Source organism: Spirosoma sp. (assembly GCF_026391055.1).
Classification (GTDB): domain Bacteria; phylum Bacteroidota; class Bacteroidia; order Cytophagales; family Spirosomataceae; genus Spirosoma.
Genome location: NZ_JAPLET010000022.1, coordinates 430,870 through 457,827 on the forward strand (window position 1 = coordinate 430,870; position 26,958 = coordinate 457,827).

A 26,958-nucleotide genomic window follows, 5' to 3' on the forward strand; every position below is an offset into this window, starting at 1 on the left:
AGGGAAAGCCGACGGGATACGCCCTGCCGGATATAGAGGTATAACTGATTTAGACGATTAGGGTTTTATTTGATCTTGAGTTAATACGTTTGCCACGATTTTTTCGATCAAAAATTGTCCGGCCGCGTAAAAAACGGCATAAATACTCATCTTTCACTTAAAAACGGCACCTTCCCGAATCAATCGGTTGAAATAGATGGGAGGGGACCATAAAAAAACGACCTTTGTAGCCTAGATAACCCGTCTTCCGGTGGGTTTGCCAGTTGCTTATGATTACTATTGGACGAATAAATACCCTAACAGCCCTGCGCGAAACAAGCGTTGGGTTTTTCCTTGGCGACCTGTCGGATCGACGGACGCAGGACTTCAACAACGATATACTGTTGCCCAACAAATACGTACCCGATACGCTTGCTGTCGACGACGATATTGATGTATTCGTGTATACTGATTCCGAAGACCGCCCCATTGCCACAACCCTGACACCAGCCATTCAGCGGAATGAGTTTGCCAGTTTACAGGTAGTGGCGGTTAACAGCGCGGGTGCTTTTCTGGACTGGGGACTCGAAAAGGATCTGCTGGTGCCCCACCGCGAACAAGCCCGGCCTATGGAAGTGGGCCAGTGGTACGTTGTCTTTATGTACCTCGATGAAAGTACAAACCGGCTGGTAGCGTCGAGTAAAGTAAACCGCTTCCTGGACGAAGACGTACGCGACCTGCAAGTTGGTGATGAAGTGCAACTACTGGCCTACGAACTAACCGACCTCGGGGTCAATGTAATCATCAATAATCGGTATAAGGGATTGGTATACAGTAACGAAATTTTCCGGACGGTCCGCCCCGGCGATCCGCTGATCGGGTATATTAAGAACATTCGGGATGATAACCGGGTGGATGTGAGCCTGCAACGGACAGGTTACGAGAATGTAGAACCCAACGCCCGGCGGATTCTGGCTACGCTGAAAGCCGAGAATGGTTTTCTGCCCCTGACGGATAACACCTCGCCCGAAGTAATTTACGAAACACTCGAAATGAGCAAGAAAACGTTCAAGAAAGCCATCGGGACCCTTTATCGGGAGCGTAAAATCGTTCTGGAAGAGAAAGGTATCCGGCTGGTTTAACGACTGGGTGACCAAATAGTATAGGGTTAAGCACAGAGTAACAAAGGCCACAGAGAAATAGTCCTCTGTGGCCTTTGTTACTCTGTGCTTAACCCTATACTATTGAAGAGAAAAGCTGTATCTTCTAACTGGCACGTTCCAGAATGAACCGGTTAAACGGATGATAAGCCGTTTGCGTTTCGGGAGATAGATAAGACGAGTAATCATCCGGGCGGGATAAAACCTCCTTATACAGAAGCACCCGATACAAGTAATACCGGGTTTCGCGGGGCAAACTCATCCGGTAATAATCGCGGTGGTCGGTCCGTTTGAGTTGGTTTTTCATATAACCCGGACCGGCGTTATAGGCCGCTGCAACCAGCGACCACGAGCCTAGCTGGTCGTATAATTTTCGCAGATACCGACAGGCAGCAACGGTGGCTTTCTGCACATTGAACCGCTCATCGGTCTTACTGCTTACTTTGAGTCCTAAGGCACGGGCAGTAGCCGGCATCAATTGCCAATAGCCGGCCGCACCCGCCCGCGAAACAGCTTTGGGCCGTAAGGCACTCTCCGCTAGCGGTATATATCGAAAATCGTCCGGGATCTCGTATTCTTCCAGAATGGGGTCAATGATCGGAAAAAAAGCCTCGGCCCGCTGGCGAAGGCTGCCCAGATCGCTGCTGTGACTGCGGAAAAGTGTGAACACGTGTTTCCAGCGGTCCACAACATCCGTTTGGTCGAGCGGTAAACATTCGCCACAGAAGTTAACGTCGAGGAGCGGTAACTCGGGCGCGTTCGTTGCGGCAGGGGCAAGCATCGCCGACACATCAGGTCGGCGGGTTAGGAGGGAGGTCGCATCGGACCGGGTTACTGCACTGGTTTTGGTAGGGTGGAGATTGGGAAGGGCGGTAGAGCCGACACCTGGTGCAATAAGCTTAGCCGCAACAGTGACAGCCGGTCGAATAATGGCCATCAATAAGGGGAATCCTACTTTTTTCAACAAAACTCAATCAGGTTGGTAATTAGTCTATAACGATAGTAGGTGCTGATTAGTGCCTTGATAATCAATATTATATACAGTGTTTATTAATATGATGCGGTGCTTTTAGCTAAGAAAAGCTGTGAATAAACTGACCCCCAATAATTTAGGATGGTCAGCGGGAAGATAAATCTAACGGTCTTTTGTCGGTCAAAAAGCACTAATAGCAGTGATACCATCATCCGTCATGTACGGTTGAACAGTCTCTGAAGGCAATAAATTTGAGTTACATTACTGCCTTCCGACATGACAGTACGCTGTAAACGGGGTTTTCAAACACGGTAAGAAATTCTCTTTTTAATTCGTCTAAATTCGGGTGGGTTCCGGCCTTAGCTGAAATGACAATGTAATCGATGGCATATGTTTGAAACAAACCCACTCGATGCTGGCGAAACTCAGCTGACTCAACGTCTTTGAGGGATTTAACGGCAGCTGAAGAGTCATTTTTCCACCGTCCAAATAATACTGAACATGTTGTAAAATAGGGTATCAGTAAATTCAGATTTGTGTGAGGCAATACGGCAAATCGTTTCTTATGTGCGTTCTGATTAATCCAGTCTAAAACAGATCTTATATGGTGTTCCCGCCGTTCCGATTCCTTATATTTAATCAGGTAAACAAAAATAACACCGTTGATTAGATAAAGGATAATTGAGTAAACCAGGATCAAATAGACTATATGGGACGTCGTTACAGGCATCATCAGTCCGATGAAAAGGCAGCAGAAAGGACTTACATGCTCAATGTAGCGCTCAGCTTCTCCCAGGAATGATAGGGTCTTAGTAGAGACAGCAATGAAAACAAGTAAACCGGCGAAAAATAAAGTATCTAAAAGATGAGTAAGTGGTAATGTTGTTAACGAATCAGGATTAATTAATCGATAACAAACATACAGGGACATGACTGGTATCTGAAAGAGCAGAATCAGAAATGTGTTTCTAACATAGAACAGAAAAAATAACTGTTTTAGGTCGGTGAAAAAATACTTGGGGAGGTTAAGCAACTCATTAAGTCTATTACGCTGTTGAATATGTTGATCCGAAAACCTACCTCGCCAGAATGCCTTAGCCATAACGATAAGGTGTTGAATATGCCCTTTGGTGATATGCCAGACATAGCCTCTGGAAACCAATAGCGCGAGTAGATAACTGCTGACTAAAACAATGAGAGGGCAAAGCGAGGGTAGTAAGATCGACCAGATCAGTAAAATAAAAACGTAAGCCTGACTCGAAAACATACTAGCCGAAAAGACTAGACTGCCTACCCAGATAGCGGCAAAAATATAGTAATAGCTTCCTGTCAATAAGTACTGTAGTACTAGTAATATAGTTAAAAAGAACAGGAGCTGGCCAAATACTCTGGGTGTTCCGAGAGTAGCTCGTGGGCCAAAATTCAAGCCCAGCGTATACGGAGAAAAGATAAACAAACAGACTACCAAGGAAGAAGTCCGTACGTCAAATGCCCCAAAAAAGCGGGCAGTTAAAAAGAGACAGACACTTACAATCCCATCGAAGAGTCCACCCAAGTAGGGTTCGATAGCCGTCCGCTGCTTCTTATTTACGTAAGAAAGTAAAATATGAAATAAGGCGGGATAGGTTAATCTTTCCGATAGTAGAAACCTGGAGATTTTTTCTGGAATGGTATGATTGTTCTGCCGTATTTCCTCCGCAAGCATTAAATGGAACCATGTGTCATTGGTAAACAAAAATAGTTTTCCCTTATTAAGAAAAAGCCTGGGTAAAGCTCTTAAAAGAACGGTACCAGCAAAAAAGGCAATACATGTCAATAGGGTGGTCATACTAACCTAATTAGTCTATTAGGAGTTTTCGATGTCTTTATTCGCTGATTGCTACTTGCCAAAAAAAGTAGACAAGTAAGCAGACAACTCCTTACCTGCTTTCCTAAACGGATTACTCAGGCATCGTATATTTTAATCGGTTATTTAGTATATAAAAACTTCATAAATTATACTTATAATATGTGTAAGTATAATTAATATGATTATTACTTATCAAAGTTATTCATATGTTCCCTATTATACATAAGTATGATGTTCTATTGGATATGCTCTGCCCAGTTAGATAAGTTCTCATGGCCGACATCGATTCATAAAACTTTATGGATTAACAATACTTACCGGGGTTCCAATAAAATTGTTGATAGCCTAAGTTATCTCTACGAATAGAAGGTTGCCCATCAATGGGATAGAGGCATAAACATTGCCGAAAATGTTGTTTATTGGGTGTATTACACAATACAACCCCATCTGAAGATGCCCTCGAAGTTAATTCTCCTGTTTTTTCTGGTAAGCACCATTGGTGTTGCTCAAAAGAAAGTTACCCCTAAAGCCAGCCCGTATTTCCCAGCCGCGCACCAGTGGCTCCGAAAAGCCCCCGCCGAAATGGGACTCTCGGCCCCGAAAATTCAGGAAGCCATTGCCTTTCACCGGGAAAATGAAATAAAAAATCCCCGCAGCATGGAACAGTCGCACTACCAGTCGTTCGGTAAAGAACCGTTTGGCTACGCTGTCGGGCCTTTCGCCGACCGGGGTGAACCAACCGGAGTCATCGTATACAAAGGCTACATCGTTGCCGAATGGGGAGAACCCCAACGCTGTGACATTACGCACAGCGTGACTAAAAGTTTTCTGTCGACTGTTATTGGTTTGGCAGTCGATAAAGGACTGATTCGGAGCGTAAACGATACCGTTGCGGGCTATGTGCCACCAATCGAGTTGTACAATCAACCCGTTACGCGCTCCGCCGATGAGTTTGGCAAACCCGAACTCATAACCCCCTTCCAAACTCCGCATAACCGCACCATTACTTGGGATCACATGCTGCGCCAAACCAGCGATTGGGAGGGAACCCTCTGGGGCAAACCCGACTGGGCCGACCGCCCCGATCCGGATGCGGCCAAATGGCTGAACCGCAAACGCAACCTGCCCGGTGCCGTGTATGAATACAACGATGTTCGGGTGAATGCACTGGCTTTAGCCGCCACCAGCGTCTGGCGTAAACCCCTGCCGCAGGTGCTGAAGGAAAACGTGATGGATGCCATCGGCGCATCAAATACCTGGCGCTGGACGGGCTACCGTAATTCCTGGATCGTACTGGACGGGCAGGCTGTACAATCGGTCAGCGGGGGTGGCCACTGGGGCGGGGGTATGTTCATCAACGCGCTGGATATGGCCCGGTTTGGTCTGCTAACACTGAATAAAGGCAACTGGAACGGGCGGCAGTTGATTTCTGAACAATGGATCAACCAGTCGAGAACACCCACACCCGCCCAGCCTACATACGGCTACATGAACTACTTCCTGAATACAGACCAGAAGTTGTTGCCGTCCGCTTCGGCCACCAGCTATTACCATCTGGGCAATGGAACGAACATGGTCTATGTCGATACGGAACACGATCTGGTTATGGTCGTTCGCTGGATCGACACAAAAGCGATGGACGGTATCGTGAAACGGGTGCTGGATGCCTTCCAGAAGTAGTACCGATCGTCAGCCTATAAGTTTCATCCCTTATCCCTGATCAACATGAACCGGACGCTACAAACCGTTACAACTACGCTTTTTGTCATAACCTCCCTGTCAGGCCACGCCCAAACGGTACGGGAGAAGATGCTGGCGCGGGCTACCGAATAATCGTTAAAAACGCCCTACAAAGGCCGGATCATTGCCGAACGCTATGGCGAGGGCATCACGAAAGATACCCCGCTGGAAAGCTTGTCGATGGGCAAAAGCCTGTCGGCTACTCTAATGGGCATCCTCATCAACTTGGGCGCGGGTGGTCAATCCGTAACGATCATTCCCTGGCATGAGCTGGTTGTTGTTCGGCTGGGGCATTAGAAAGGGGCGCAGGCTGGCGGCAAAGCATTAAATAACGCCTATACGCTGCTTATGGAAACGGTACCCGCCACAAAAAAGTAAACGGGTACTTTACTAATGAATGTAGCTGAACGTGATCTGTTTGATGTCAATCAACTTATCAATCTGTTTGATGTAGAAAAGCTGGCTGCTGAGCGAATGACGCCCATGGCCTATGAATACGTGGCCAGTGGGGCCGCCGATGAGTTCACGCTTCGCTGGAACCGGCAGGCACTGGATGCACTGAGACTCAATACGCGGGTACTCGTGGATGTGAGCCGGATCGATACGCGGGTTTCCCTGTTCGGACTCGATCTGGCTCACCCTATCCTCATTGCGCCAACGGCCTATCACAAAACCATGCACCCCGAGGGTGAGCTGGCTACCGCCCGGGGTGCCGGAGCCGCCGAAGCACTCTATGTGGTCAGCTCATTTACAACCACACCCCTGCGCGACATAGCCTCGGTAGCGACGCAGCCGCTCTGGTTTCAACTGTACGTGAGCGACGATCGGGAACGGACAAAGGCGCTGGTGCAGGAAGCCGAAGCACAAGGATGCCAAGCCCTTTGCGTGACCGTCGATACACCCGTTGCGGGCGTTCGGAACCGCCAGCAACGGGTAAACTTTGCCATGCCGGAAGGCATACAAACGCCCCACATGGCTGATGCCTTCGCGCTCACGAAATCGCTGACCTGGAACGATGTCGACTGGCTGCAATCGTTCACGAAAATCCCGGTTCTGCTCAAGGGTATTCTGCATCCCGACGATGCCGAACTGGCCGTACAGGCAGGTGTATCCGGCATTGTTGTGTCGAACCACGGCGGACGAAATCTCGATACCGTACCGGCTACCATTGAGGCCCTTCCGCGCATTGCCGAACGGGTTAATAAACGCGTGCCCATTTTGATGGATGGCGGCATACGCCGGGGCACCGACGTTGTGAAAGCCATTGCCATGGGTGCCAATGCGGTGCTGGTCGGCAAACCCATTTGTTTCGGCTTGGCCTGTGGCGGGGCTGCGGGCGTGGCAAAAGTGCTCACCATCATCCGGACCGAGCTGGAGCTGGCAATGGCACTAACCGGAAAGGCCACCCTGTCCGATATTGACCAATCCGTGATCTGGCGGTAGGGGGCAAAGGCTTAGCTCAAATTACTTCAATATAAATACTATCCTTTGTATTCTTTTTATTAATATTTGTTTATAATTGAAATTTCAAATATGATTGAACACTATATGATTTCTGATTGATTTTCAGGTTGTTGTCTTTTAGTGGGTTTGCATACAAAGGTATGTTGGGTGGCGGGTCAACAATGGACTTCCAAGGCGGGTTACGGTCGACAATTTGAACACCCCGCGAAGGTAGGGTGTGGGCTTCCATCTCGGGGTCTCGGCTGACAAGTCAAACGCCTGATAAATTAAGGTTTAGCGTTGAAATTTGGGTTTCTTTAGGATAATATCAATGTCCCAAGCGGGCAGGTGGGGCGGGTTGCGGTCGGTAAGCCAAACGCCGTAGTTAGGTGCCTTTTCTATTAACTACAAATGATATTTGAATGAAAACTTACAATGTAACAGATATTGAAGAGGCTGTTGAGTTAGCTTATAAGCTAAGGGAAGAAGGGAAGTATAATTGGTTTCGTGGACAAACAAAGCAGTGGCCCATCTATTCGTCACTTGGCCGTGTGCAACTTAGTGGTAATCAAGAAGAGATAGCTAAGGTTCTTCGCCGTATAGAATTATTTCAAAATTGGCTGAATAAAATTCCTGAATTAACATATTTGAATCAACCAGAATATGTAAATGATTTTTGTGCTATTATACAGCATTATGGTATTGCAACCCACTATATTGATTTTACAACGGATCCAAGCGTTGCAGGTTTTTTTGCTGCTGACTCAATAAGTTTGACTGTGGGTGAGCCTTCTTCCATATATTGTTTAAATACAGATGATTTAGTATCCCACTGGGATATAGTTAAAACAATTCGTAATACCCAGGGAATTGATTTAGAATTAATAAACATAGATGTAAAGAATTTATGGAGATTGCAAGCACAACGTGGGGTATTTATATATTGCAATTCGACATTAGAAAATATTTATCCCCTTGATCGAATTATATTTCCTGCTACTAAATATCCATCCTTTCCCACAAGAGAACAAATATATCCAATTAACAAAAGTCCATTAGAGCAACTTCTAGATCAATACTTTACCTTAGAAAACTACGACTATACTAATGATTTATTAGAAAAATGGATTAGCGATTCAAACTCTAAAGGTATAAATGCGGTATCTGTTGATTTAGATTCTTTCCCTGAAGGTTATTCCAAAAGATTTTTCATAAATAGTGTCAACTTAACGTTAGACTCGTGGAACACTATAAACTTAAAAGCATGGATAGAGTACTCTGAAGAGAATTTCCATCAAGTTAATGGGCCAGTATTTCAAATAAATTTGAAAACAAATGTTAGCCCGGCAGAGATACAATCTTCATTTAGCTATGCAATGAAGCAGATACTACGCCGTGATTCTACTATTAGGAAAAAAGTTATAGATTGGGATTTTATTGAGTTCCCTGCATCGTTTTCTCAAGAGATTTTAAAGAGTAAGCTACGTTTGGTTTGGAATGGAATGCGTCGTTTACCTTACGATGATTCTGAGTTAGCAAATAGTTTAGGGACATTAACCGCTTTGTTTATTTCGGGCTTCAAAGGCGAACTTTCCTACGACATGCAAATGAAATTATTTGCAGATCACTTTGGAGAATGTATGCGAATTGAATTTGGGCATCAAGATGGCAGTGGTGCAAGAGGATTAGCATCATTTGAAAGCCTGCGAAAAGCTCTAAGGAAAGATATGTCTGACCTTATATTGCCTGAACATAAAGAAATAGCTAATGAATTTAGTGAATTGTTTGGCATCATTTATAATCCAAAATTCATGTTTGACTTCTCTGAGTTTACGAAATTATTTGCCCGAGAACTAATCCCTGTTCAAGCTTTACTATGGGATAAATTAATTCTGTATAATCCTGCCCAGCTTGCGACATTTGGTAAACCTTGAAGTATAATTATGATTATTGGTAGCCATTATAACATAGTTTGCTCAACATAGGTGGCTGTCTAGCGACAGGTAGCACGCCCCGTAGGAAAGATTCAGCCCAACGAAATGAAGGTGTAAAGGTTATGTTGCTCGTGTTCAGTTGTCCTGTGCGCTTATCAATCAGCTCTCCTGGGTGTTGGGTGAAGCGAATAAGAAGGAATCATGAGCAGCCTAACGGTAACTTTGGAAATAGAGAAATCTCTCATTTTTTGCTAAAAGGTAGTTGACGCGTGACAAAGTGAATGTCCCTTCTGGAAATAGTATAAAATACGATTTTGGGTTTGTCTGACAGCATCGTAACTAAAAACCGTAGAGTGGTTGAGCCAGTCATTTCCTACGCAAAATCTTGTCCGGGTTACTTACCTTGACACTCATAACTTCTCTCTATCAGTGGCTAGAGCTAAAGACTTTGGTATTTCAGAGGAAGAAGCTCAACATTTTGATGAACTTATCTTAGAGGATGGGTAAAGATAAAAGTTAGTGCGTTTTTTGAGTTAATTGCTAATTATCAGCATCTTTTGGTTTTTTTTAATACAGTTTGTTCGATGAAAAAACTAATTTTTAATTTTACTATAGTGCTTTTTTTATGTTCTTCTTGTATTTCCTCGGATACGAAAAATCCATACATTTGGAAGCATCCTTTTGGGCCTTTTTTGCCAATAATATCAATCATACTAATTAGTGCCAGTATGTATTATTTACTTGTTTCTAAGGCTAATCCAGAAGATAAAAATAATATATTTGAGGTCATCAACATTTTTGACTTTTTAATTTATGCGTTTTGGGTTATGGTTCCGCCGTTATATTTTTTAGTAGAGTATATACACATATTTCCCGATTCTTGTAAAATTGATAAAGATGTGCTCGATGATTTCAAATACACGCAAGAATTAGGTAGTAAAGTTTGGGCCGGGTTCATCGTTATTTTGACCACAATAGTATATGCTAAATATAAAAAAGATTTAAAATTTTGATTCTAGTGGTCAGCGCGTTGTTGTGCGCTCAGCCTGGATAGCTGTCTGGTCATTCTTTTATCCGAAGCTTCCTCCTTCGTCGGAATAACAAAAAGGCACTTGTCTGGAATGAATTTGTAAACGATTAAACAGCTTTTACATGTAATTTCTGTTTTCGCAATCAAACCTTAACTACAAATGAGAAATTCATTCTTGGTTGCGTCGCTCTCGGAATTCAGTTTAGACGAACTCCAAAAACAGGAACGCTCAACAAAATTGGGTATGCAGGTGTTCAGTGGCCTTCTCCAGATTACGCTGGTAATTACAATAATGTACTGGGCTAAGCAGGGTTTTCGTTCAGCACTTCAAGCCCATACAATCCAGTACTTTATTGTGGTTATGCTTTGCTGGCTTTGGGCTTTTTAACTTTGGGGACTTCTTTAAAAAAAGATCAGGGCCGAGATACAATCAAGATAGTGCTTAGCCAGGTTTTACGCTTGGCGTAGGCATATTTTCGGCAACAGACCGCACGGCCCCGGAAGACAGTTTTTGGTTTAACAAAACAGGTGCGTAAAGGTGGGAGCGTAGCTGTGTTTGGCTAATCTTATATTCTTTAATTAATCGCTTCCTGTCTGTTCACTCTATAAATGTCAACTTATTGGATCGGATCGGGATTTGCCGGAGCCAAAGCAGCAACACGCCAACCCATAGGCCAATAGACAATGTCAGCAGCCATTCGCCCAGGTCAGGAACATAACTGCCTGCCTGTTGACAGATTGAGTCAGCCACCAGGGCAATCTCTGTCAGGGCAAAAAACAGCGTGATCATGGTTATCGCTGGACCCGAACGCTGGATATGTTGCTGCTGAAGTGCCCAGGCCAGTAGAAAAAACGTAATGATTCCGATAAACACCAGATGCAGGTAGGCAATTACCAGATTACGCTGCGTATAGGCCAATAGGGTAGCCCAGGGCAATGCCGACAGGAGTTGTAGCAACAGCTTTAGACCAAAACTCAGAAAAGCCAGTCTGGCAAACGCGTAAGCCTGTGGTTTAAGATGGTGAGTTAAGGCAGCCCGGTTTTGCCAGAGCCACCAAAGGAACCAGCCTCCGGCTCCCGCTTGCAGTAGTGCTGCTATACCCCCCACCAGCCATACCCAAACCGGAGGCTCAGTCCATAAGGCCGATAACGCCAGTGTCCCGAAGGCCGACAGCGATAGCACCAGGACGAAAAGGTTGCCGTTCTGCGCTGTTGGCATCAACTGCCAGTTTTCAAGCCAACGAAACAGCAAGGCAAGACTGCCAAATACAAACCAGCCATTGTAAAGAAAATGCAGGTAGAAATAAATGGATAACGGGTACCAGATCGTTTCCTGCATGTGTCGGGCTTTGAGAATACCCACCGCGTAGGGACCAAGGGTCGACAAGACCAGGAAGAACAGCCCCCAACGGACAAACGTGGCCGACAGGCTTTTGATAGAACGAAGGCCTTGCCATAGGCACCAGACCATGTAATAGGAAACGAAAACATGTGACGTCGACGCCATAATTGACCCGGTGGCATACCCCTGGATGGGAAAAAATAAGAGCATACCGAGGATGGATGCCTGGAAGCCCAACCAGATTCTGCGATAGTCGGATGCCCGTGCCCCCGGCCCGAACGCAGATACCAGTGCCAAAAACAGCCCGTTGAACGCCCAGCCCAGCATCACTACATGGGAGTGAGCATGGAGCAAAAATGGATAAGTTAGCCCCTCCACCGGATACACCAGCTGATAACGGATTATAACCCCAAGAACACCGGCTATAACCCACCAGCCCAACGCTGTCTTCCAGGCGTTGGGCAACAAGGGTGTGGTAGTAATACGTTTCATGGATACTCCGTTGAGGATAAAACAGGTAATCGCGTCAACACTGATAAGCCCCCTTCTACATCCGTGACCATATCCTGCACCGTCAGCGTTTCGAGAGAATGCCGGAGCGAATCGCGGAAACCAACCACATGATGATGCAGGGGGCAGGGTGTTTCGCTGTTGCATTCGGGCATACCCAGAAAGCACCGGCGAAACATACCCAAGCCATCAATAGCGTCCACCACGTCGATGATGGGCGTCGCGAGGGTTCGTTCGTTCGTGAAAAACCCCCCATTCGGCCCTTTGGTGGAGCTAATGATTTCCCGTCGAACAAGCCCCTGCATGATTTTGCCCAAAAACGGTTGCGGTACGTTCAGTTCAGCCGCCAGTTCATGAATGCCAACTTTGTTAACGGCGGTACTTTTCAGGGCCAGATAAGCCAGTCCCCGGATTGCATAGCCACTCGTTTTAGAAATCATAAACGTATTAGGTTGTTGTTCGACCTGTTGCTGAACCGCCAGCGTAAACTGTAGTCCAAATAAGCACCTTTAACCATAAAACCGTATCGACGCTAATTCTCAATAGCTATCGCCTTCGGAAACAGGATATTATTTTCGAGGTGGATGTGCTGCATCAGATCGACTTCTAGTTCGGCCAATTTGGCCAGCATCAGGCGGTGTGAGTTGCAGGCATCCGCCGGGGGCGTGTAATCGTTGGTAAATTCCCGAAGCTGAAACAACAGCGCCCCGGCATACTCATGTTCATGCTCCATGCAATCGACGGGTGCCTTGATGGATAAAGACCGTCCGGTCACTGGTGCCGCCGGATTACGTTTGGCAGCGGCAAGCTCTTTAATGATCGGGAAAAGCGCGATTTCCTCTTTCTGTAAATGGGATAGCAAATCGGCTTTTAAAGCCAGATAAGCCTGCTCGACCAGATGCAGGGTCGGGTATCGGCCGCCGTGTTTGGCGGCTACTTTCAAGACAAGTTCTTCAATGAACGGCAGGTTATCGTAGAGGTACCCGTGGTGCACAGTTAACACATAATCGGCCAGAAAACCCAACTCCCATTCATCGAATTTTTCGGAAGACCGGCGTTCGTCGGCCGGGAGCTTATGTAAAGCGTCCAGGACTTCCTTTAAGGGTACGTCGGCTCGTACGCAGGCTTCGAACAGGGTACGTTTGCCATTGCAGCAAAAATCGATGCCAAATCGTTTAAATACTTCAGCCGTCCGAATGTCGTCGGCAACTATTTCACCTACCGTCCGGGCAGGTGTCTCAAAATCAAAAGCCATACTCATAGTATAATCAGTAAGAATGTTCACGGTGTGGCCCGCTAATTCCGATATAAAGATAACCGGGTCTTTTATTCTGGAGATTGACAAACAAAAGCCGCTTGCCTGATTTTTGTCAGGATCCGGACCGGTGGAAGAAGCCTACTTTTGCGTATGGCTATGAAATCATCTTCGTTAGTTCCGGTTCTGATACCCTTTGCCATGCTCTCGCTGGTGCTGGCTGTTCTGACAGGATTGGTCCGGTTGGGTTGGGGTATTTCCGTGTCCGAAACGGCCGGACAGCACGGGGCACTTATGGTTGGTTCATTTTTAGGGACCGTTATTCTGCTCGAACGGGCCGTCGTATTCAGAAATCGCCGGGCCTTACTGGCTCCCGCGCTGAATGGATTGAGCCTGCCGATGTTTCTGTTAGGATACCCTTTTGTGGGGCTTTGGCTCCTGGTTGCGGGTAGTATGGGAATGGCCCTGATGGCTTACCTGTTTCTGGTTCGTTACCGGCAGGCTTACAATTACCTGCTGTTTGGGGGCAGTGTTTGTCTGGTGATCGGCCATGTGCTGGTGCTCAAAACCGGTTTTTATCCATTGGCCGTTCCCTGGTGGATCGCTTTCCTGCTCTTGACAATAGTTGCCGAACGGCTGGAACTGAGTCGTTTTTTGCCCATTAAACCCTGGCAGCGTTTGCTCTTGTGGGGCGCAGCCGGGCTATTTGTTGCTGGGATCGTGAAGCCCTTTCACGGATTTGGGCAGGCATTAATGGGCATTGGCATGATTGCCGTAGCTGTTTGGCTGATTCGGTTCGATATGGCGGTTAAGTCTCTCCGAAAAGCGGGTCAGCCGCGCTACAGCGGAACGATGTTGCTGCTGGGTTATGGCTGGCTGATGCTAAGCGGGTTATTGTTTGCCCTGCCGCCGGTATTCCCGTTTGCCTATGATGCCAGCCTACATACGTTTTTTGCGGGCTTCGTCTTCTCCATGATTTTTGCGCATGCGCCCATCATTTTACCGGGTGTTCTGGGCCGGCAGGGTCTCTTTTACCACCCGATTTTGTACGTTGGAAGTATCGGTCAACTGCTTGGTCTGCTGGTTCGTGTCCTGGGCGACTGGCAAGGGAATATCGGCTGGCGGATGACGGGCGGGCTCATGCAGGGAGTCGCTGTGGGCGTCTTTCTGATCTGCATGCTGCCCATAGCCCTAAGAAGCATGGCAAAGGGTAACTCAATTAACAAATCTGCACTCTTGAAACAGGTATTCTGACGAACCGGTAAACGTTCGGGTTTTTTTTGGGTAACTGAGACATCGGCAAGATCGTAAATAGTTTCTTGGGTTCTCAAAGTAAAACAGGCCCTGTAGCGACTTTACGGTTTACTGATCATTGCTTATTCAAAATGCCATTACGTTCAAGAGATTGGTTCGGCCGCACCGGAAAAGACGGCTTTATATATCGCGCCTGGATGAAAAATCAGGGTTTTCCGCATCATGAATTTGAAGGGAAACCCGTTATCGGCATCTGTAATACCTGGTCGGAATTAACACCCTGCAACGCCCATTTTCGCGAACTGGCCGAAGCCATCAAACGAGGTGTATGGGAAGCGGGCGGCTTTCCGCTGGAGTTTCCGGTTATGTCGCTGGGTGAATGCCAGATCAAACCTACGGCCATGCTGTTCCGAAATCTGGCCAGTATGGACGTAGAAGAAAGCATTCGGGGTAACTCCATCGACGGCGTTATCCTGATGTGCGGCTGCGATAAAACAACGCCATCGCTGGTGATGGGAGCCTGTAGTGTCGATATTCCGACGATGGTGGTGTCGGGTGGGCCGATGCTGGCCGGCCGTTTTCAGGGCCGGAAGATCGGGACAAGTGATCTTTGGCGTTTTGCCGAATCGTATAAGATGGGCGAGATGAGCCAGGCCGAGTTCGTGGCCGCCGAAGCGAGTATGGCCCGCAGTCAGGGCCACTGCGCCGTGATGGGAACAGCCAGTACCATGGCGGCTATGGTTGAATCGCTTGGATTGTCTTTGCCGGATAACGCTACTATTCCGGCTGCCGATTCGCGCCGTAAAGTGCTGGCTCATATGACAGGTGTTCGGATGGTTGAACTGGTGAAGGAGGGAATTACACCAAAGCAGATTCTGACCCGGCAGGCCTTCGAAAATGCGATTATGGTCAATGCGGCTTTGGGCGGATCAACGAACTTCATCCTGCACCTGACGGCCATTGCCGGACGGGTTGGTGTCGATTTATCACTCGATGATTTTGATACATTGTCGGCAAAAATTCCCCTGCTGGCTAACCTGCAACCCTCGGGTGAGCACTTTGTCGAGGATTTGTTTTATGCCGGTGGTCTGCCCGCCATCATTCGCGAACTACGGAATGTACTGAACAACGATGCTCTAACGGTTAATGGAAAGTCGATTGGTGATAACTGTGCCGAAGCCAAATGTTATGATCCGGCCGTCATTGCGTCGGTCGATCAACCGTTCAAGCCGGAGTCGGGCGTAGCCGTTCTGCGGGGTAACCTTTGCCAGAATGGAGCCGTTATAAAACCTTCGGCAGCAACCCCCGCCCTGATGCAGCATACGGGCCGGGCCGTTGTATTTGAGGATATCGACGATTACAAAGCCCGCATCGACGATCCGAATCTGGATGTCGACCCTAGCTGTGTGCTTGTCCTGAAAAATGTGGGACCAAGGGGGTATCCGGGCATGCCCGAAGTTGGCAATATGCAGCTACCCGCCAAAATTCTGGCACAGGGTGTCCATGACATGGTACGGATCTCGGACGGGCGCATGAGTGGTACCGGTTTTGGTACCGTGGTGCTGCACGTTTCGCCGGAGTCGGCCGTGGGAGGTAATCTGGCGTTGGTGCAAAACGGCGACCTGATTACCCTTGATGTGGACAACCGGAGTTTACACCTGCATGTATCGGATCAGGAACTTGCGGGTCGACTGGTGCATTTTAAGCCCGTCGATTTAGGATACGACCGAGGGTACGTCAATCTGTATATCCGACATGTGACCCAGGCCCATGAAGGTGCCGACTTTGATTTTCTGCGGGGTGCTTCGGGCAGTGAGGTGAAGCGCGATTCGCACTAATATACTACCGGCCAAAGCAGGCCATTTACTAAGAAACAGACCTGTAGTTATGCCTGAATGGCCTAGCGACAGGTCTGTTTGTTCTAGTCAGGTTTGTACGGGAAACCGACTGTTTAATTACGTATTCTCCCAATCTTGGAAATCGATATTAGTATATACTATTAGTTTAAATGTATTATTGAAAGTGGCTAAATGGTACTATTATTGTGGTAACTTCTAATAAACCGCACAACTTGACTCCGTGATCCGCTATTTGTCCCTCCTTCTGGTTAGCTGTTCGACATTGCTGGCGCAGACACCCAAGCTTACATTAGAGTTGATCACCTCGGGTTTCTATCGACCCTGTGATGTTGCTGTAGTAAGTGATACTAAATTTCTGGTTGCGCAGACTGATGGTAAGATCAAACTGGTAAAGAATGGGCAGCTTACAACCTTTCTGGACATTGGCAGCAAGATAGACGATCCCGATTGGGGAGGTATTTTCGGATTTACCCTGCATCCACAATACGAAACAAATGGGTATATCTACGTTCACTATTCCCGGAAAGGCGACATGGCCTCATTGATCGCCCGTTTTACGAGGAACAGTGCGAATCCGGATGTGGCTGATTTGAGTTCGGAAGTTAGTATTCTCACGATTCCTTACCCAAACGGAGGGCACCGGTCAGGCCGGGTTGGATTCGGGCCGGATGGGTATCTCTATATCACAACGGGCGACTCTTCGCCGGGTGCCCGCAATTCAATTGGAGACCCGGCTAAACTGGCGCAAAATCTCACCGACCTACACGGTAAACTGCTTAGGATTGATGTAAACGGTGGCTTTCCATATGCTATACCCCCCACCAATCCATTTGCTAGTCCGGCGGATGGTGTGCCCGACGAATTGTATGCACTGGGTCTTCGTAATCCCTGGCGTTGGAGTTTTGACCGGCAAACAGGCGATTTCTGGCTGGGTGATGTCGGTCAGGATGACTGGGAGGAATTAAATTTTACCAGTGCCAATGCACCCGCCCCGCAGAACTATGGCTGGCCCTGTTATGAAGGGAGTCATGCCTATAACACAACCTGCCCACCGGGCAGCACGTACCATATGCCCTTGCTGGATTATGCAGGGTATAGCTCGGGTAAAGATGCCAGTATAACGGGAGGCTTCGTTTACCGGGGAAGTAAATATCCTGCTTTAAGGGGCTGGTACGTCTATGCCGATTATGCACGAGGTACTTACTGGACTCTGAAGCGGGAAACGAACGGCATGTTTCAAAACACGCAACAGTCTATTCCTATCTCATCAAGTCCTGTATCCTTTGGCGAAGGGCCGGATGGCGAGCTGTATGTAGTCTCGCTGCTGGATGGTAAACTCTACAGAATCAATGTGTATACTATTCAGAGTGTACAAAACGGCAACTGGAACAGCCCTTCAACCTGGAATTGCAACTGTGTTCCTACGTCGGCCGACGTAGTGACGGTCTCAACAGGCCATACGGTTACAATTAATCAGGCTTCATTGGCTAATCTGTTGATGCTGACGGGTAAAGTTCAGATTTCTTCCGGTGGCAAGTTAACTTTTTGACAACAAGTAGGGGAGACTAAGCAGTAAAAGCCTAAAAAATGGGCTTCTACCAGAAAGCAGATAAATTTAAGTCTGATCAAGCTGGTCGAAGGCTAACTCCATTTTATGATTGATTTTAGGAAGCAAACGGTGCTAATCACCGGGGCCGGACAAGGTATTGGTTTCGCCATCGCGCGGGCGCTGGTTCAGCAGGGCGCTAATGTGGTGCTCAATGATTTTGATGAAACGCTGGCCCAAATGGCAGTCAATGCCATTCTGAACGAGGAGTGGGCTGGGCCTAAAGGACACTGTATTGCCTGCTCTGGCGATGCCTCTGATGTTACGTTTATTCAACAGCTGGTCGATACAACCGTCAGCGCGTTCGGGGGGGTGGATATTGCCATTGCCAATGCGGGCATTACTATTTTTGGTGACATTTTCACGACTACACCCGATGCATTTCAAAAAATAGTCGACCTCAATTTACGGGGCAGCTTTTTCCTGGCGCAGCTTTCCGCTAAACAGATGCGCGGGCAAGGCCGGGGTGGGAGCGTCCTGTTTATGTCGTCGGTAGTGGGGCATCAGGCGCATCCGGGTCTGCCCGTCTACAGCATGACCAAGGCGGGGCTTGAGATGCTGGCGAAGCAACTGGTTATTGACTTTTCGCCCTTGGGTATAACCGTCAATGCCATTGCGCCAGGCGCGACTCTAACCGAACGAACGCTCGATGATCCAACTTATATCCCGATCTGGTCGCGCATTACACCGATGGGGCGTCCGGCTACGGTAGACGATATTACCAATGCGGCCTTATTTCTGGTATCGCCCGCATCCCGGCACATCACCGGTCAGAGCCTGGTGGTCGATGGGGGATGGACAAGCATCAGCCCTCCACCGGTTTAATGTTGAAGGAGTGAATGATAGAATGAGTGAATAAAACTTGCGTTAGCTATTCACTCATTCAACATTATTTCCTTCCCAATGTAATCAGCACCACGCCTACCAGAGCAATGGCGGCACCCAGAAACGACTGGCTGGAGAAGATCTCTCCGGCAAAGGTTGTACCCAACAGCATAGCGACCACCGGGTTGACAAAGGCGTACGTTGACAGCAGTTGCGGACTCGCATTGCGGGCCAGCCAGGAGTATGATGAGAAGCCGATGATGCTACCAAATATGACCAGATAGATCATGGAGTAGATGGCTTTGGGGGGGGCATGAACAATGCTAAACAGGGTAACCGGTTCCAGGGCCAAACTAACCGGCAGCAGAACGAGACCACCCAGTATCATCTGGATTCCGCTCGAAATGGTTGCGGAGGGAAGAGACAGGCGGGGTGTTAATAACGTGCCAACCGCCCATGAAAAATTACCGAGCGCTACCAGGGCAAAGCCAATTAATTTGGCGTCGAACCCACTTGTAGTCTGCATCTTATCGGGTTTGACCAGCAGGAAAATTCCGACCAGCCCAATGGCAAGTCCGGCGAGAGCCATGTTGCTGGGGCGTTTGCGGCCAAATGAAACCCAGTTGAGAGAAAGCAGGAAAACCGGCAGCAGACCACCCAGCAAAGCCGCCATGCTACTCGGTATGTACTGAATACCCATCGATAGGCAGCCATTGGCGATGCTCAGGAGCAGGACCCCGATTATAGCGGAGGATTTCCATTCGGCCAGGGTGGGACGGGGCGTGCCAGTCAGGCGTGCATATCCGTAAAGAATTGATCCCGAAACCAGATAACGCGCCGAAATCATATACAAAGGGGGCATCCGTTCAGTCATGAAATGAATGAACATGTAGGTTGATCCCCACAGAATATAAACAGAAATTAAATTTGCCCAGAGAGTAACACGATTCGGGGTGGTAGATACGGGAGAACTAACGGCTTGCATGCGAACAGGGACTGATAATGGTTGTTAACACCAACAGGCTCATTTTCTATCCGTTAGATGATTGATTTTTTATACTTTCTAAAATCAGTCCTACTATATCCTGCCAGAGTTGCAGGCGATTCAATAGGTCACCTGCGTATTATTGGCTTCCAACTGCCTGATTTGGCTGGCGTAAGGACTGCTCATCGCTTCATCTCCGAACAGTGGATTGCTCCCCAGATACACTTTTTTTAAATTTCTCAGCAGAATAAGGGCCGTCGGAAATTCACGTAGGTTATTATTATTGAAACCTACTTCTTCCAAAGCAGAAAGTGAGCCAACTGTAGCAGGTACGATATTGAACCAGTTAAACCCAAGATCGAGGACCCTCAGCCGCTGTAACCGGCCAAATTCGTTGGGAATATGACTAATACGGTTGTGATGGGCAAAAAGTACCTGCAACCGGTGCAAGTGAGCTAAAGATGGTGGCAGGGCATGTAAATCGTTATGCGCAACGGCCAGTTGCTCCAGTCGTTTCATACGGCCGAGCTGCCCGGGTAATTCGGCGAGTTTGTTGTAGTACAAATCCAGCACTTTAACCCGTTTCAAACGGCCAATGGTTTTGGGGAGCTGGGTCAATCCTGCGCTGTAGAGGTTAAGGTCGGTTAAACGACGCATCCGCTTCAGGGTTTTGATGTCGATACCTGCCAGTTTATTATTTCCCATCCACAGGCTTTCCAGACGACGGTTTTGCCGGACAGATGGCGGAATGCGTGTGAGTCTATTGCCTTGCAGATTCAATGAAACAAGGTGCTTGTTGCGGGTAATGAACACGCTGTCATTTGGAATCGAATTATACAAAACACTGAGTCGTTTCAGGGTTGGAATATCGGAGGTCAGGCGGGCGGGTAATTCGTGCAGCCCGTTCCTCGATAAATCCAGCTCCTCTAGTTTTGGGAATCGGTATATAATTTCCGGAATGTTTGTTAGTTCTAACTGATTAAAAGCCAGCATTGTAACGGTGTCGGGGCGAGTTGTCTTCTCGGCTGCTTCGAGCGTACTGATGATCCCTTTCCCTTTACGGACGGTGCGTTTCTGCTGCACATTTCCCAGTATCGTCATGCCAGCCCACCGAAAACCAGCCGGGGTTTTTATCGGAAAGGGATGTTGTCCATACCATTCCGCCACGAGCTGAAGAAGCTGAAATTCCTGCTGATCTGTTAAGTCCGTGCCGGAGAAATCACAAAATACCCGGTCGTAACTTCCATCCGGCCGAATGAATTCCTGAGTTTGAATCATGATGCCCGGCTTGGGTAATCGTTTTTTATTTCGTTCGATAAACGTGGAAAACTGCTGTTGTCCGGCGTGCAGTGTATCCATAAACATCTTTCCGTGCCGTTCAAAAACAGCTTTCTCTCCCGCTTTTTGAGGAAAGGCAGGTGGGTATTTTTTGTTCAGCTCCGCAACGGAAAGGTGTAGGCGAGTAGTATCGCGAAGTAAAACAATCCGGTCCTGCGCTAAACCCGGTAACGCCAGTAACCCAAAAAGAACGAACAGAAGACCATTTTTCATGACGAACGTATTTTTTAGGTAAATAACGATAAATGTAGTTAAATAACCCAAAAGAGAACCGGGATTCTAACTGGATCTAAAATATTTATAAGATTACTGCCTTACAACCAACTAGTTTCCTAAACTAGCATGATTAAGCTCTTGAAGAATCAAGCGGTAATAATCTTGAGAAATCGTTTAAATCTTGTTACAATCCCGGTTCGGTTCTAGTTCTTCCCGCCACTCACCGACGAAGCGGGTTGTTTTTCAGCGGTTTTCTTAGCAGCCTTCGCAAAATCGCCCGCTTTGATGATCGAGATTTTCGATGGGTCGATGTGCTTTTTCATAGCGGCATTTACCTGCTCGGGCGTCAGGCTTTCCATTTTCTTCTCAAAATCGGCATCCCAGTTCATTGTCCGGTTCAGGTACAGGTAGTTGTTGAGTGTACCGACCAGCGAAGGGTCCTGCGCCCGCGACACCATCCGTGATTGCAGATAACCTGAACGAGCGGCTTGTATTTCTTCGGTGGTAAAGCCTTCTTTAACTACTTTGTCCATCTCCTCGCGGAAGGCTTTTTCCAGCCGTTCGGCGTTCTCGGGGTTGTAGATGGCATAGGTCATGAACATTCCCGTTTTGTCGAGTGGATTGGCCGATAATTGCGAACCAACGCCGTAGCTGATGCCCTCTTTCTGCCGGATACGAACAGCCAGCCGGGAGTTCAGGAAGCCACCGCCCAGCATGTAGTTGCCCAGCACAAGCGCCGGATAGTCTGGGTCATCGTCGCGCAGTGGCAGGTTTACAGCCGCTACCATAAAGGCATTGGCTTTGTCGGGGGCTTCGATGCTTTGCGGGGTTGGCTTAATATCGTTAAACGGGGTCACCAACCGGCTGAACGGCTTTTTGGCTTTCCAGGTACCCAGCTCATCCGTAACCACTTTCCGAACGGGCGTCTCCTCAAAATCGCCTACTACAGCCAGCGTTGCATTCTGGGCACCGTAGAAGTCCTTGTGAAACTGTTTCAGATCGTCCAGTTTCAGCGCGTTAACGTCGGCAACATCTTCATCGGGCGTAGAGGTATAGCGAATATCCTCTTTGGGGTAAGGGTTCATCAGGCGTTGAAAAGCCGTGAACGCCAGCGACTGAGGTTCAGACCGCTGCGACTCAATCTGTGCCAGTTGTTCCTGCTTTAGCTTTTCGAACTCATTGGCGTCGAAAGCCGGGTGCTTGAGCATGTCGCTCACCAGCCGAATAACAGCGGGGAGGTTTTCTTTGGTCGTTTTAATGCTTACGTTTACCTGGTTACCACCCCCAAACACACCAACCTGCGCTTTTAGTTTGTCCAGTTCGTCTTTGATTTGCTGGCGGCTGCGAGTCGTGGTGCCTCGGTTGAGCATCGACGCCGTGAACACCGAGATGGCGCTCTTGTTCATCAGGCTTTTCTGATCGCCGTAGCGCAGCGTAAGGCGGGCATTTACTTCGTTACCACGCGTCGTTTTCGGGAGCATGGCCAGCTCAATCGTATTGGGCTGCTCCAAACGGCGGGTACGGCCGTCGATGTTGGCGGGGGAGGGATCAAACGCTTCCCCTTGTGCCACCAGAGCCCGGCCTTTGTAATCTTTTACCATTGCTATAATGTCCGGTGCCTGCGGAACCTCCACCCGGTCGGGATTCTGTTCCGGAATGAACACACCAACGGTCCGGTTCGAAGGTTTAAAATAGTAGCTGGCCACGCGCTTAACATCGGCCGGGGTTACTTTTTCGAGAGCATCCCGATAGAGGAAACCAAGCCGCCAGTCGCCGGTTGCGATATATTCGCTCAATGCCAGTCCTACGCGTTCGGCACTTTTGAAGCTTAACTCAAGGTCTTTCAGGATCTTGACCTTAGCACGGTCGATTTCTTCTTTCGACGGGGTTTTGATGGCAACCGAGTCGAGGGTTGATAACAGGGCGTTTTTGGTATCATCCAGCGATTTATCTTTCAACATTTCGGCGGCAAAATAGACGTACCCGGGGTCTTTGGTCGTGAACGAATAGCCGTATTGTTGAGAGGCTTTCTTGGTTTCTATGAGGGCTTTATAGAGTCGGCCCGATGGCTCGTTGGTGAGCAGTTCGGTGACCACGTCCATGGTTGGATAGTCGGGGTGAGAGCCGGGCATGATGTGATACAGTGCCGATACAACTTTGGTATCGCCTACGCGCCGGAGCGTTACCATCCGTTCGCCATCCTGGGTAGGCTCCTGGCTATAAGTGGGCTGGAGTACACGCGCCGGACGCGGAATAGCGCTAAAATATTGATTGATCATCGCCAGCGTTTTCGGCTCGTCGATTTTACCGGCTACGACCAGCACGGCATTGTCGGGCTGGTAAAATTTCTTGTAAAAAGCCTGAAGATTGCCGATGGGCACCTTCTCAATATCGGAACGGTTGCCGATGGTCGAGTTGCCGTAGTTGTGCCAGAGGTAGGCCGATGAGACAACCCGCTCATTCAGTACATTCTGGGGCGAGTTCTCGCCCATTTCAAACTCATTCCGAACGACGGAGAACTCTGTAGCGAGGTCTTCCTTTTTAATGAACGAGTTCACCATCCGGTCCGATTCAAGATCGAGCGCCCACTTGAGGTTCTCATCCGTAGCGGCAAAGGTTTCGTAATAGTTGGTACGGTCGAGCCAGGTGGTGCCGTTGGGCCGGGCTCCGTGCGAGGTCAGCTCCTCGGGAATGTTCGTGTGCTTGGTCGACCCTTTAAAGACCATATGCTCCAGCAGGTGGGCCATTCCGGTTTCGCCCAGACCTTCGTGCCGCGAGCCTACTAAATAGGTAATGTTAACCGTGATGGTGGGTTTCGAGGGGTCGGGGAAGAGCAGGACCTTCAACCCATTTTTGAGGTTGTATTCCGTAATGCCTTCTACGGAAGCACCTTTTGTTACGCCTTCGGGCAGCGCTGCGGGTTTGTCCTGAGCCGATGAAAGTGTCAGGTTACTTATGAACCAGGCAGCGGCCAACAAACCTCTTTTGGTAAGGTTGCTTGTCATGAATATACAGTTAGTTAGGAACTTGAAACTAATCGTATAGTTACATACAGACAAAATGATAATCAACAGATTTTACAGTGGTTTAACAAAATTTAGGATAAACGGTAATCATGGCTAACTCTCAATCCAGTTTCTGAAGACGCTGGCTTTTTCCTTACTGACCAGCACTTCGAGGGCGTCGTTCGGCTTTTTCAGCAGAACGAGCAATTTGCTGTTATCTTGAGGTCGATAGCCGGCAATAGCGTCCAGATGAATGAGGCACTGGCGATTGGCGCGGAAGAAACGTAAAGGGTCAGCTACTTCTTCCAGTTCATCCAGGGTTTTGTAATCGGTTATTAGTTTTTTTCCCTCGGTTGTAAAAAGATAGATCAGTTCGTTGCGCAGGAAATACGCAATTTGTTCCTGAGGAACCGTAACAATTTGCCGGAGATGATGCCCCGAGAATCGCCGTTTGTATTGGGGGGCTGTAACGGGAGAAGCCATGTGGGCCAGAAGCTGCCGAAACTGGTCGTTAAAATCTGAAACGCCGTTGGCGGCCCATCGGTGATACTTGGTTAATGCCTGCCGGAGTTCTTCTGGGTCGATGGGTTTAAGCAGGTAGTCGATGCTGTTCAGTTTGAAGGCCCGTATGGCATATTCGTCATAGGCGGTTGTGAAAATCACGGGGGCAGTCAACCCAACCTGCACGAAGGCGTCGAAGCTTACCCCGTCCGATAGCTGAATGTCGGCAATAACAAGGTCGGGGGTGGGTTTGCCCATTGCAAAATATGCACAAATGTGCTGAACGCTGGTTAATGGACCAAGAATGATGGCTTCCGGCTCCAGCTGACTCACCAGTTTGTGGAGTTGCCGGGCAATCAGGGGCTCGTCTTCAATCAGCAGAATAGTCATGCAGGGGTAGATTTTAACGGGATTAGCGGCTACTTGTCAACGTCTAGAAGGGGTAATCGAACCTGAAAACGGGCATCCGTTTCGATGATTTCAACCGGCTTCTGGCTTAGAAAACTATACAGCAACGTCAGATTTTCCAGCCCCAGCCGGTTCGACGTTTCTACCTGCCGTTTACGCTGAAGCGGGTTCGTTACGGAAAGGTAGCCGTCATGGGTGCTCAGGGTAATGGTTAATGGATGGGCTTCGCTGATGATGTTATGTTTGATGGCGTTCTCGATCAGAATCTGAAGCGTAACGGGAACGATCAGTTGATCCAGGGCAGGTTCATCGACTTCGCACGTGACAACAAACGCACCATCGAAACGGGTATGTAACAGGGATATGTAATTTTTAATGAAAGCCAGCTCCGTTTCAAGCGGTACCAGTGCCTTCTCCTTATGCTGAAGTACATACCGGAAGACTTTCGAAAGCTGTTGTAGAAACTGACGGGCCAGCACCGGATTGTCGTCAATCAGGCTATCGAGAGACGAAAGGCTATTGAACAGAAAATGCGGACTTACCTGATTTTTAAGGCTGTCTAACTGTACCTGGACTTTTTCTTTTTCAAGCTGGGCTGTGCGAAGAGCGTTTTCTTGCCAGCGCCGGAGTAGATGACTGGCTATGAACCCCAAACAAATGATGGTATTCACCAGAAAAATCATCATGCCGACAATGATGAAGCCTAACTTGTTCAGCAGGGTTAACGCAGGGGGGAAGAACCGGAGAGCAACAAAGTAACCAGCAACGACGGCAACGGTTTTAACAATTGTCCAGCCGCCTAAAAGCTGGACAATGATGCGCCAGCGGACATTTTTCTCAAACGGCATCCGCCGGTTTAGCCACTCATTGAACTGATAATGGAACACCCAGACCAGGTTCAACATGATGAACGACATAACAAACAGTAGCGCCTGTACCTGCCAGCTGATGTCGGGAACCACCCACTGGCGCGCCACCAATCCGCCCAGCGCTATCCAAAGCAGCAGGAACTCGACGTATTTATTGAATTTTATTTTCATGGTTACCAATAATTAGTCCGTCCGACATTTCGATGGTCCGGTTCGTTCCGGCGGCAAAGTCCGGGTCGTGGGTAACGGCAATGATGGTTTGTCCTTTGCTGGCAAGATCACGAAAAATGTCGAACACATTTTCAGTATTGGCTTTGTCCAGATTGCCTGTTGGTTCGTCGCCCATGATGATGGTTGGGTCGTTGATAAGTGCGCGGGCAATGGCTACGCGCTGTTGTTGGCCTCCAGATAGTTTACTGGCCGGTTTGCGGGCGTAGTTGGCCATGCCAATCAACCGGAGTTTTTCCATCGCTCGCTCCTCAATTTCTTTTTCCAGGTACCTACCAAGCTTCAGGCCGGGGAGCATCACATTTTGCAGGGCCGAAAACTCAGGTAATAAAAAGTGAAACTGAAAAACGAATCCCAGATGTTCATTGCGAAAGTGGGCCAGAAAATCCTGACTTCGCCCCGTTAATTTTGTCCCCGCCATCTCTATTTGCCCTTCATATTCAGTATCCATCGTAGAAAGCAGGTAAAGCAGCGTTGATTTACCGCAACCCGATTTACCGACAATAGACAGAAATTCCCCTTTTTGTACCTCAAAGGAAACATCCGTCAACACCCGAAATTTTTCAGGATCGTAGAAGTATTTGTTGAGGTTTTTGGCAGAAAGAACGATGCTCATAATAGTTATATGCTATAGGAGGTATGATGTATG

At 48.2% G+C, this 26,958-nt stretch carries 21 protein-coding genes; 10 read left to right on the top strand and 11 right to left on the bottom strand.

The features are described 5' to 3' along the window. Positions 1–269 precede the first annotated feature (269 nt). A complete protein-coding gene (locus NT073_RS16950) occupies positions 270–1,121 on the top strand; it encodes a S1-like domain-containing RNA-binding protein (protein WP_297375717.1) in 852 nt (283 codons plus the stop codon). Between the two features lie 124 nt (positions 1,122–1,245). Here NT073_RS16950 and NT073_RS16955 read toward each other — a convergent pair whose 3' ends face one another. Both NT073_RS16955 and NT073_RS16960 read right to left on the bottom strand, forming a co-directional pair. Next, positions 1,246–2,076: a lytic transglycosylase domain-containing protein gene (locus tag NT073_RS16955; RefSeq protein WP_297377049.1), complete on the bottom strand. Its 831-nt coding sequence runs from the start codon at positions 2,074–2,076 to the stop codon at positions 1,246–1,248. A 292-nt stretch (positions 2,077–2,368) separates the two neighbouring features. After that, a complete protein-coding gene (locus tag NT073_RS16960; protein WP_297375720.1) occupies positions 2,369–3,940 on the bottom strand; it encodes a hypothetical protein in 1,572 nt (523 codons plus the stop codon). Positions 3,941–4,414: 474 nt separating this feature from the next. Between NT073_RS16960 and NT073_RS16965 the strand changes: the two genes are divergently transcribed. The 5 genes from NT073_RS16965 (at position 4,415) to NT073_RS16985 (ending at position 10,496) form a co-directional block, all read left to right on the top strand. Further along, positions 4,415–5,641, top strand: coding sequence for a serine hydrolase (locus NT073_RS16965; protein WP_297375722.1), 1,227 nt, complete (start codon positions 4,415–4,417; stop codon positions 5,639–5,641). 453 nt (positions 5,642–6,094) lie between these two features. Continuing rightward, positions 6,095–7,144: an alpha-hydroxy acid oxidase gene (locus tag NT073_RS16970; RefSeq protein WP_297375724.1), complete on the top strand. Its 1,050-nt coding sequence runs from the start codon at positions 6,095–6,097 to the stop codon at positions 7,142–7,144. A gap of 422 nt (positions 7,145–7,566) precedes the next feature. Beyond that, complete coding sequence (locus NT073_RS16975) at positions 7,567–9,078, top strand: FRG domain-containing protein (RefSeq protein WP_297375725.1); 1,512 nt, start codon at positions 7,567–7,569, stop codon at positions 9,076–9,078. 584 nt (positions 9,079–9,662) lie between these two features. Next, complete coding sequence (locus NT073_RS16980) at positions 9,663–10,091, top strand: hypothetical protein (RefSeq protein ID WP_297375727.1); 429 nt, start codon at positions 9,663–9,665, stop codon at positions 10,089–10,091. 177 nt (positions 10,092–10,268) lie between these two features. After that, positions 10,269–10,496: a hypothetical protein gene (locus tag NT073_RS16985; protein ID WP_297375729.1), complete on the top strand. Its 228-nt coding sequence runs from the start codon at positions 10,269–10,271 to the stop codon at positions 10,494–10,496. Positions 10,497–10,706: 210 nt separating this feature from the next. On the opposite strand, the gene NT073_RS16990 is transcribed toward NT073_RS16985, so the two are convergent. The 3 genes from NT073_RS16990 to ric all read right to left on the bottom strand — a co-directional run bounded on the left by NT073_RS16990 (position 10,707) and on the right by ric (position 13,221). Then, positions 10,707–11,942 carry a hypothetical protein gene (locus tag NT073_RS16990; RefSeq protein WP_297375731.1) on the bottom strand — a complete coding sequence of 412 codons (1,236 nt, stop codon included), beginning with the start codon at positions 11,940–11,942 and terminating at the stop codon, positions 10,707–10,709. Beyond that, complete coding sequence (locus NT073_RS16995; RefSeq protein ID WP_297375733.1) at positions 11,939–12,400, bottom strand: Rrf2 family transcriptional regulator; 462 nt, start codon at positions 12,398–12,400, stop codon at positions 11,939–11,941. Before NT073_RS16995 ends, NT073_RS16990 begins: the two co-directional genes overlap by 4 nt. A gap of 92 nt (positions 12,401–12,492) precedes the next feature. Next, complete coding sequence (gene ric / locus NT073_RS17000) at positions 12,493–13,221, bottom strand: iron-sulfur cluster repair di-iron protein (protein WP_297375735.1); 729 nt, start codon at positions 13,219–13,221, stop codon at positions 12,493–12,495. Positions 13,222–13,374: 153 nt separating this feature from the next. On the opposite strand from ric, the gene NT073_RS17005 reads away from it, so the two are divergent. The 4 genes from NT073_RS17005 to NT073_RS17020 all read left to right on the top strand — a co-directional run bounded on the left by NT073_RS17005 (position 13,375) and on the right by NT073_RS17020 (position 18,759). Next, entirely contained in the window at positions 13,375–14,469 is a 1,095-nt protein-coding gene (locus NT073_RS17005; protein ID WP_297375737.1) for a hypothetical protein, read from the top strand. A gap of 131 nt (positions 14,470–14,600) precedes the next feature. Continuing rightward, a complete protein-coding gene (locus NT073_RS17010) occupies positions 14,601–16,307 on the top strand; it encodes an IlvD/Edd family dehydratase (RefSeq protein ID WP_297375740.1) in 1,707 nt (568 codons plus the stop codon). Between the two features lie 241 nt (positions 16,308–16,548). Then, a complete protein-coding gene (locus tag NT073_RS17015) occupies positions 16,549–17,877 on the top strand; it encodes a PQQ-dependent sugar dehydrogenase (RefSeq protein WP_297375742.1) in 1,329 nt (442 codons plus the stop codon). Positions 17,878–17,982: 105 nt separating this feature from the next. After that, a complete protein-coding gene (locus NT073_RS17020; protein ID WP_297375744.1) occupies positions 17,983–18,759 on the top strand; it encodes an SDR family oxidoreductase in 777 nt (258 codons plus the stop codon). Between the two features lie 64 nt (positions 18,760–18,823). Here the strand turns inward: NT073_RS17020 and NT073_RS17025 are convergent, their stop codons facing one another. The 6 genes from NT073_RS17025 to NT073_RS17050 all read right to left on the bottom strand — a co-directional run bounded on the left by NT073_RS17025 (position 18,824) and on the right by NT073_RS17050 (position 26,925). Further along, a complete protein-coding gene (locus tag NT073_RS17025; protein ID WP_297375746.1) occupies positions 18,824–19,744 on the bottom strand; it encodes an EamA family transporter in 921 nt (306 codons plus the stop codon). 120 nt (positions 19,745–19,864) lie between these two features. Then, positions 19,865–21,295 carry a leucine-rich repeat domain-containing protein gene (locus NT073_RS17030; RefSeq protein WP_297375747.1) on the bottom strand — a complete coding sequence of 477 codons (1,431 nt, stop codon included), beginning with the start codon at positions 21,293–21,295 and terminating at the stop codon, positions 19,865–19,867. A gap of 206 nt (positions 21,296–21,501) precedes the next feature. Next, positions 21,502–24,303 (bottom strand): pitrilysin family protein, encoded by a 2,802-nt coding sequence (locus tag NT073_RS17035; RefSeq protein WP_297375749.1) that lies wholly within the window; start codon positions 24,301–24,303, stop codon positions 21,502–21,504. A gap of 114 nt (positions 24,304–24,417) precedes the next feature. Next, positions 24,418–25,194, bottom strand: coding sequence for a LytTR family DNA-binding domain-containing protein (locus tag NT073_RS17040; protein ID WP_297375751.1), 777 nt, complete (start codon positions 25,192–25,194; stop codon positions 24,418–24,420). A 29-nt stretch (positions 25,195–25,223) separates the two neighbouring features. Continuing rightward, positions 25,224–26,252: a histidine kinase gene (locus NT073_RS17045; protein ID WP_297375753.1), complete on the bottom strand. Its 1,029-nt coding sequence runs from the start codon at positions 26,250–26,252 to the stop codon at positions 25,224–25,226. Beyond that, the gene (locus NT073_RS17050) at positions 26,233–26,925 is read right to left on the bottom strand and encodes an ABC transporter ATP-binding protein (RefSeq protein WP_297375755.1); all 693 of its coding nucleotides are present in this window, start codon (positions 26,923–26,925) and stop codon (positions 26,233–26,235) included. Before NT073_RS17050 ends, NT073_RS17045 begins: the two co-directional genes overlap by 20 nt. Positions 26,926–26,958 lie beyond the last annotated feature (33 nt).

Excerpts from the sequence above, each read along its gene's own strand:
- NT073_RS16950 (WP_297375717.1), top strand. The coding sequence starts at position 270 with ATGATTACTATTGGACGAATAAATACCCTAACAGCCCTGCGCGAAACA.
- NT073_RS16955 (WP_297377049.1), bottom strand. The coding sequence starts at position 2,076 with ATGGCCATTATTCGACCGGCTGTCACTGTTGCGGCTAAGCTTATTGCA.
- NT073_RS16960 (WP_297375720.1), bottom strand. The coding sequence starts at position 3,940 with ATGACCACCCTATTGACATGTATTGCCTTTTTTGCTGGTACCGTTCTT.
- NT073_RS16965 (WP_297375722.1), top strand. The coding sequence starts at position 4,415 with ATGCCCTCGAAGTTAATTCTCCTGTTTTTTCTGGTAAGCACCATTGGT.
- NT073_RS16970 (WP_297375724.1), top strand. The coding sequence starts at position 6,095 with ATGAATGTAGCTGAACGTGATCTGTTTGATGTCAATCAACTTATCAAT.
- NT073_RS16975 (WP_297375725.1), top strand. The coding sequence starts at position 7,567 with ATGAAAACTTACAATGTAACAGATATTGAAGAGGCTGTTGAGTTAGCT.
- NT073_RS16980 (WP_297375727.1), top strand. The coding sequence starts at position 9,663 with ATGAAAAAACTAATTTTTAATTTTACTATAGTGCTTTTTTTATGTTCT.
- NT073_RS16985 (WP_297375729.1), top strand. The coding sequence starts at position 10,269 with ATGAGAAATTCATTCTTGGTTGCGTCGCTCTCGGAATTCAGTTTAGAC.
- NT073_RS16990 (WP_297375731.1), bottom strand. The coding sequence starts at position 11,942 with ATGAAACGTATTACTACCACACCCTTGTTGCCCAACGCCTGGAAGACA.
- NT073_RS16995 (WP_297375733.1), bottom strand. The coding sequence starts at position 12,400 with ATGATTTCTAAAACGAGTGGCTATGCAATCCGGGGACTGGCTTATCTG.
- ric (WP_297375735.1), bottom strand. The coding sequence starts at position 13,221 with ATGAGTATGGCTTTTGATTTTGAGACACCTGCCCGGACGGTAGGTGAA.
- NT073_RS17005 (WP_297375737.1), top strand. The coding sequence starts at position 13,375 with ATGAAATCATCTTCGTTAGTTCCGGTTCTGATACCCTTTGCCATGCTC.
- NT073_RS17010 (WP_297375740.1), top strand. The coding sequence starts at position 14,601 with ATGCCATTACGTTCAAGAGATTGGTTCGGCCGCACCGGAAAAGACGGC.
- NT073_RS17020 (WP_297375744.1), top strand. The coding sequence starts at position 17,983 with ATGATTGATTTTAGGAAGCAAACGGTGCTAATCACCGGGGCCGGACAA.
- NT073_RS17025 (WP_297375746.1), bottom strand. The coding sequence starts at position 19,744 with ATGCAAGCCGTTAGTTCTCCCGTATCTACCACCCCGAATCGTGTTACT.
- NT073_RS17030 (WP_297375747.1), bottom strand. The coding sequence starts at position 21,295 with ATGAAAAATGGTCTTCTGTTCGTTCTTTTTGGGTTACTGGCGTTACCG.
- NT073_RS17035 (WP_297375749.1), bottom strand. The coding sequence starts at position 24,303 with ATGACAAGCAACCTTACCAAAAGAGGTTTGTTGGCCGCTGCCTGGTTC.
- NT073_RS17040 (WP_297375751.1), bottom strand. The coding sequence starts at position 25,194 with ATGACTATTCTGCTGATTGAAGACGAGCCCCTGATTGCCCGGCAACTC.
- NT073_RS17045 (WP_297375753.1), bottom strand. The coding sequence starts at position 26,252 with ATGAAAATAAAATTCAATAAATACGTCGAGTTCCTGCTGCTTTGGATA.
- NT073_RS17050 (WP_297375755.1), bottom strand. The coding sequence starts at position 26,925 with ATGAGCATCGTTCTTTCTGCCAAAAACCTCAACAAATACTTCTACGAT.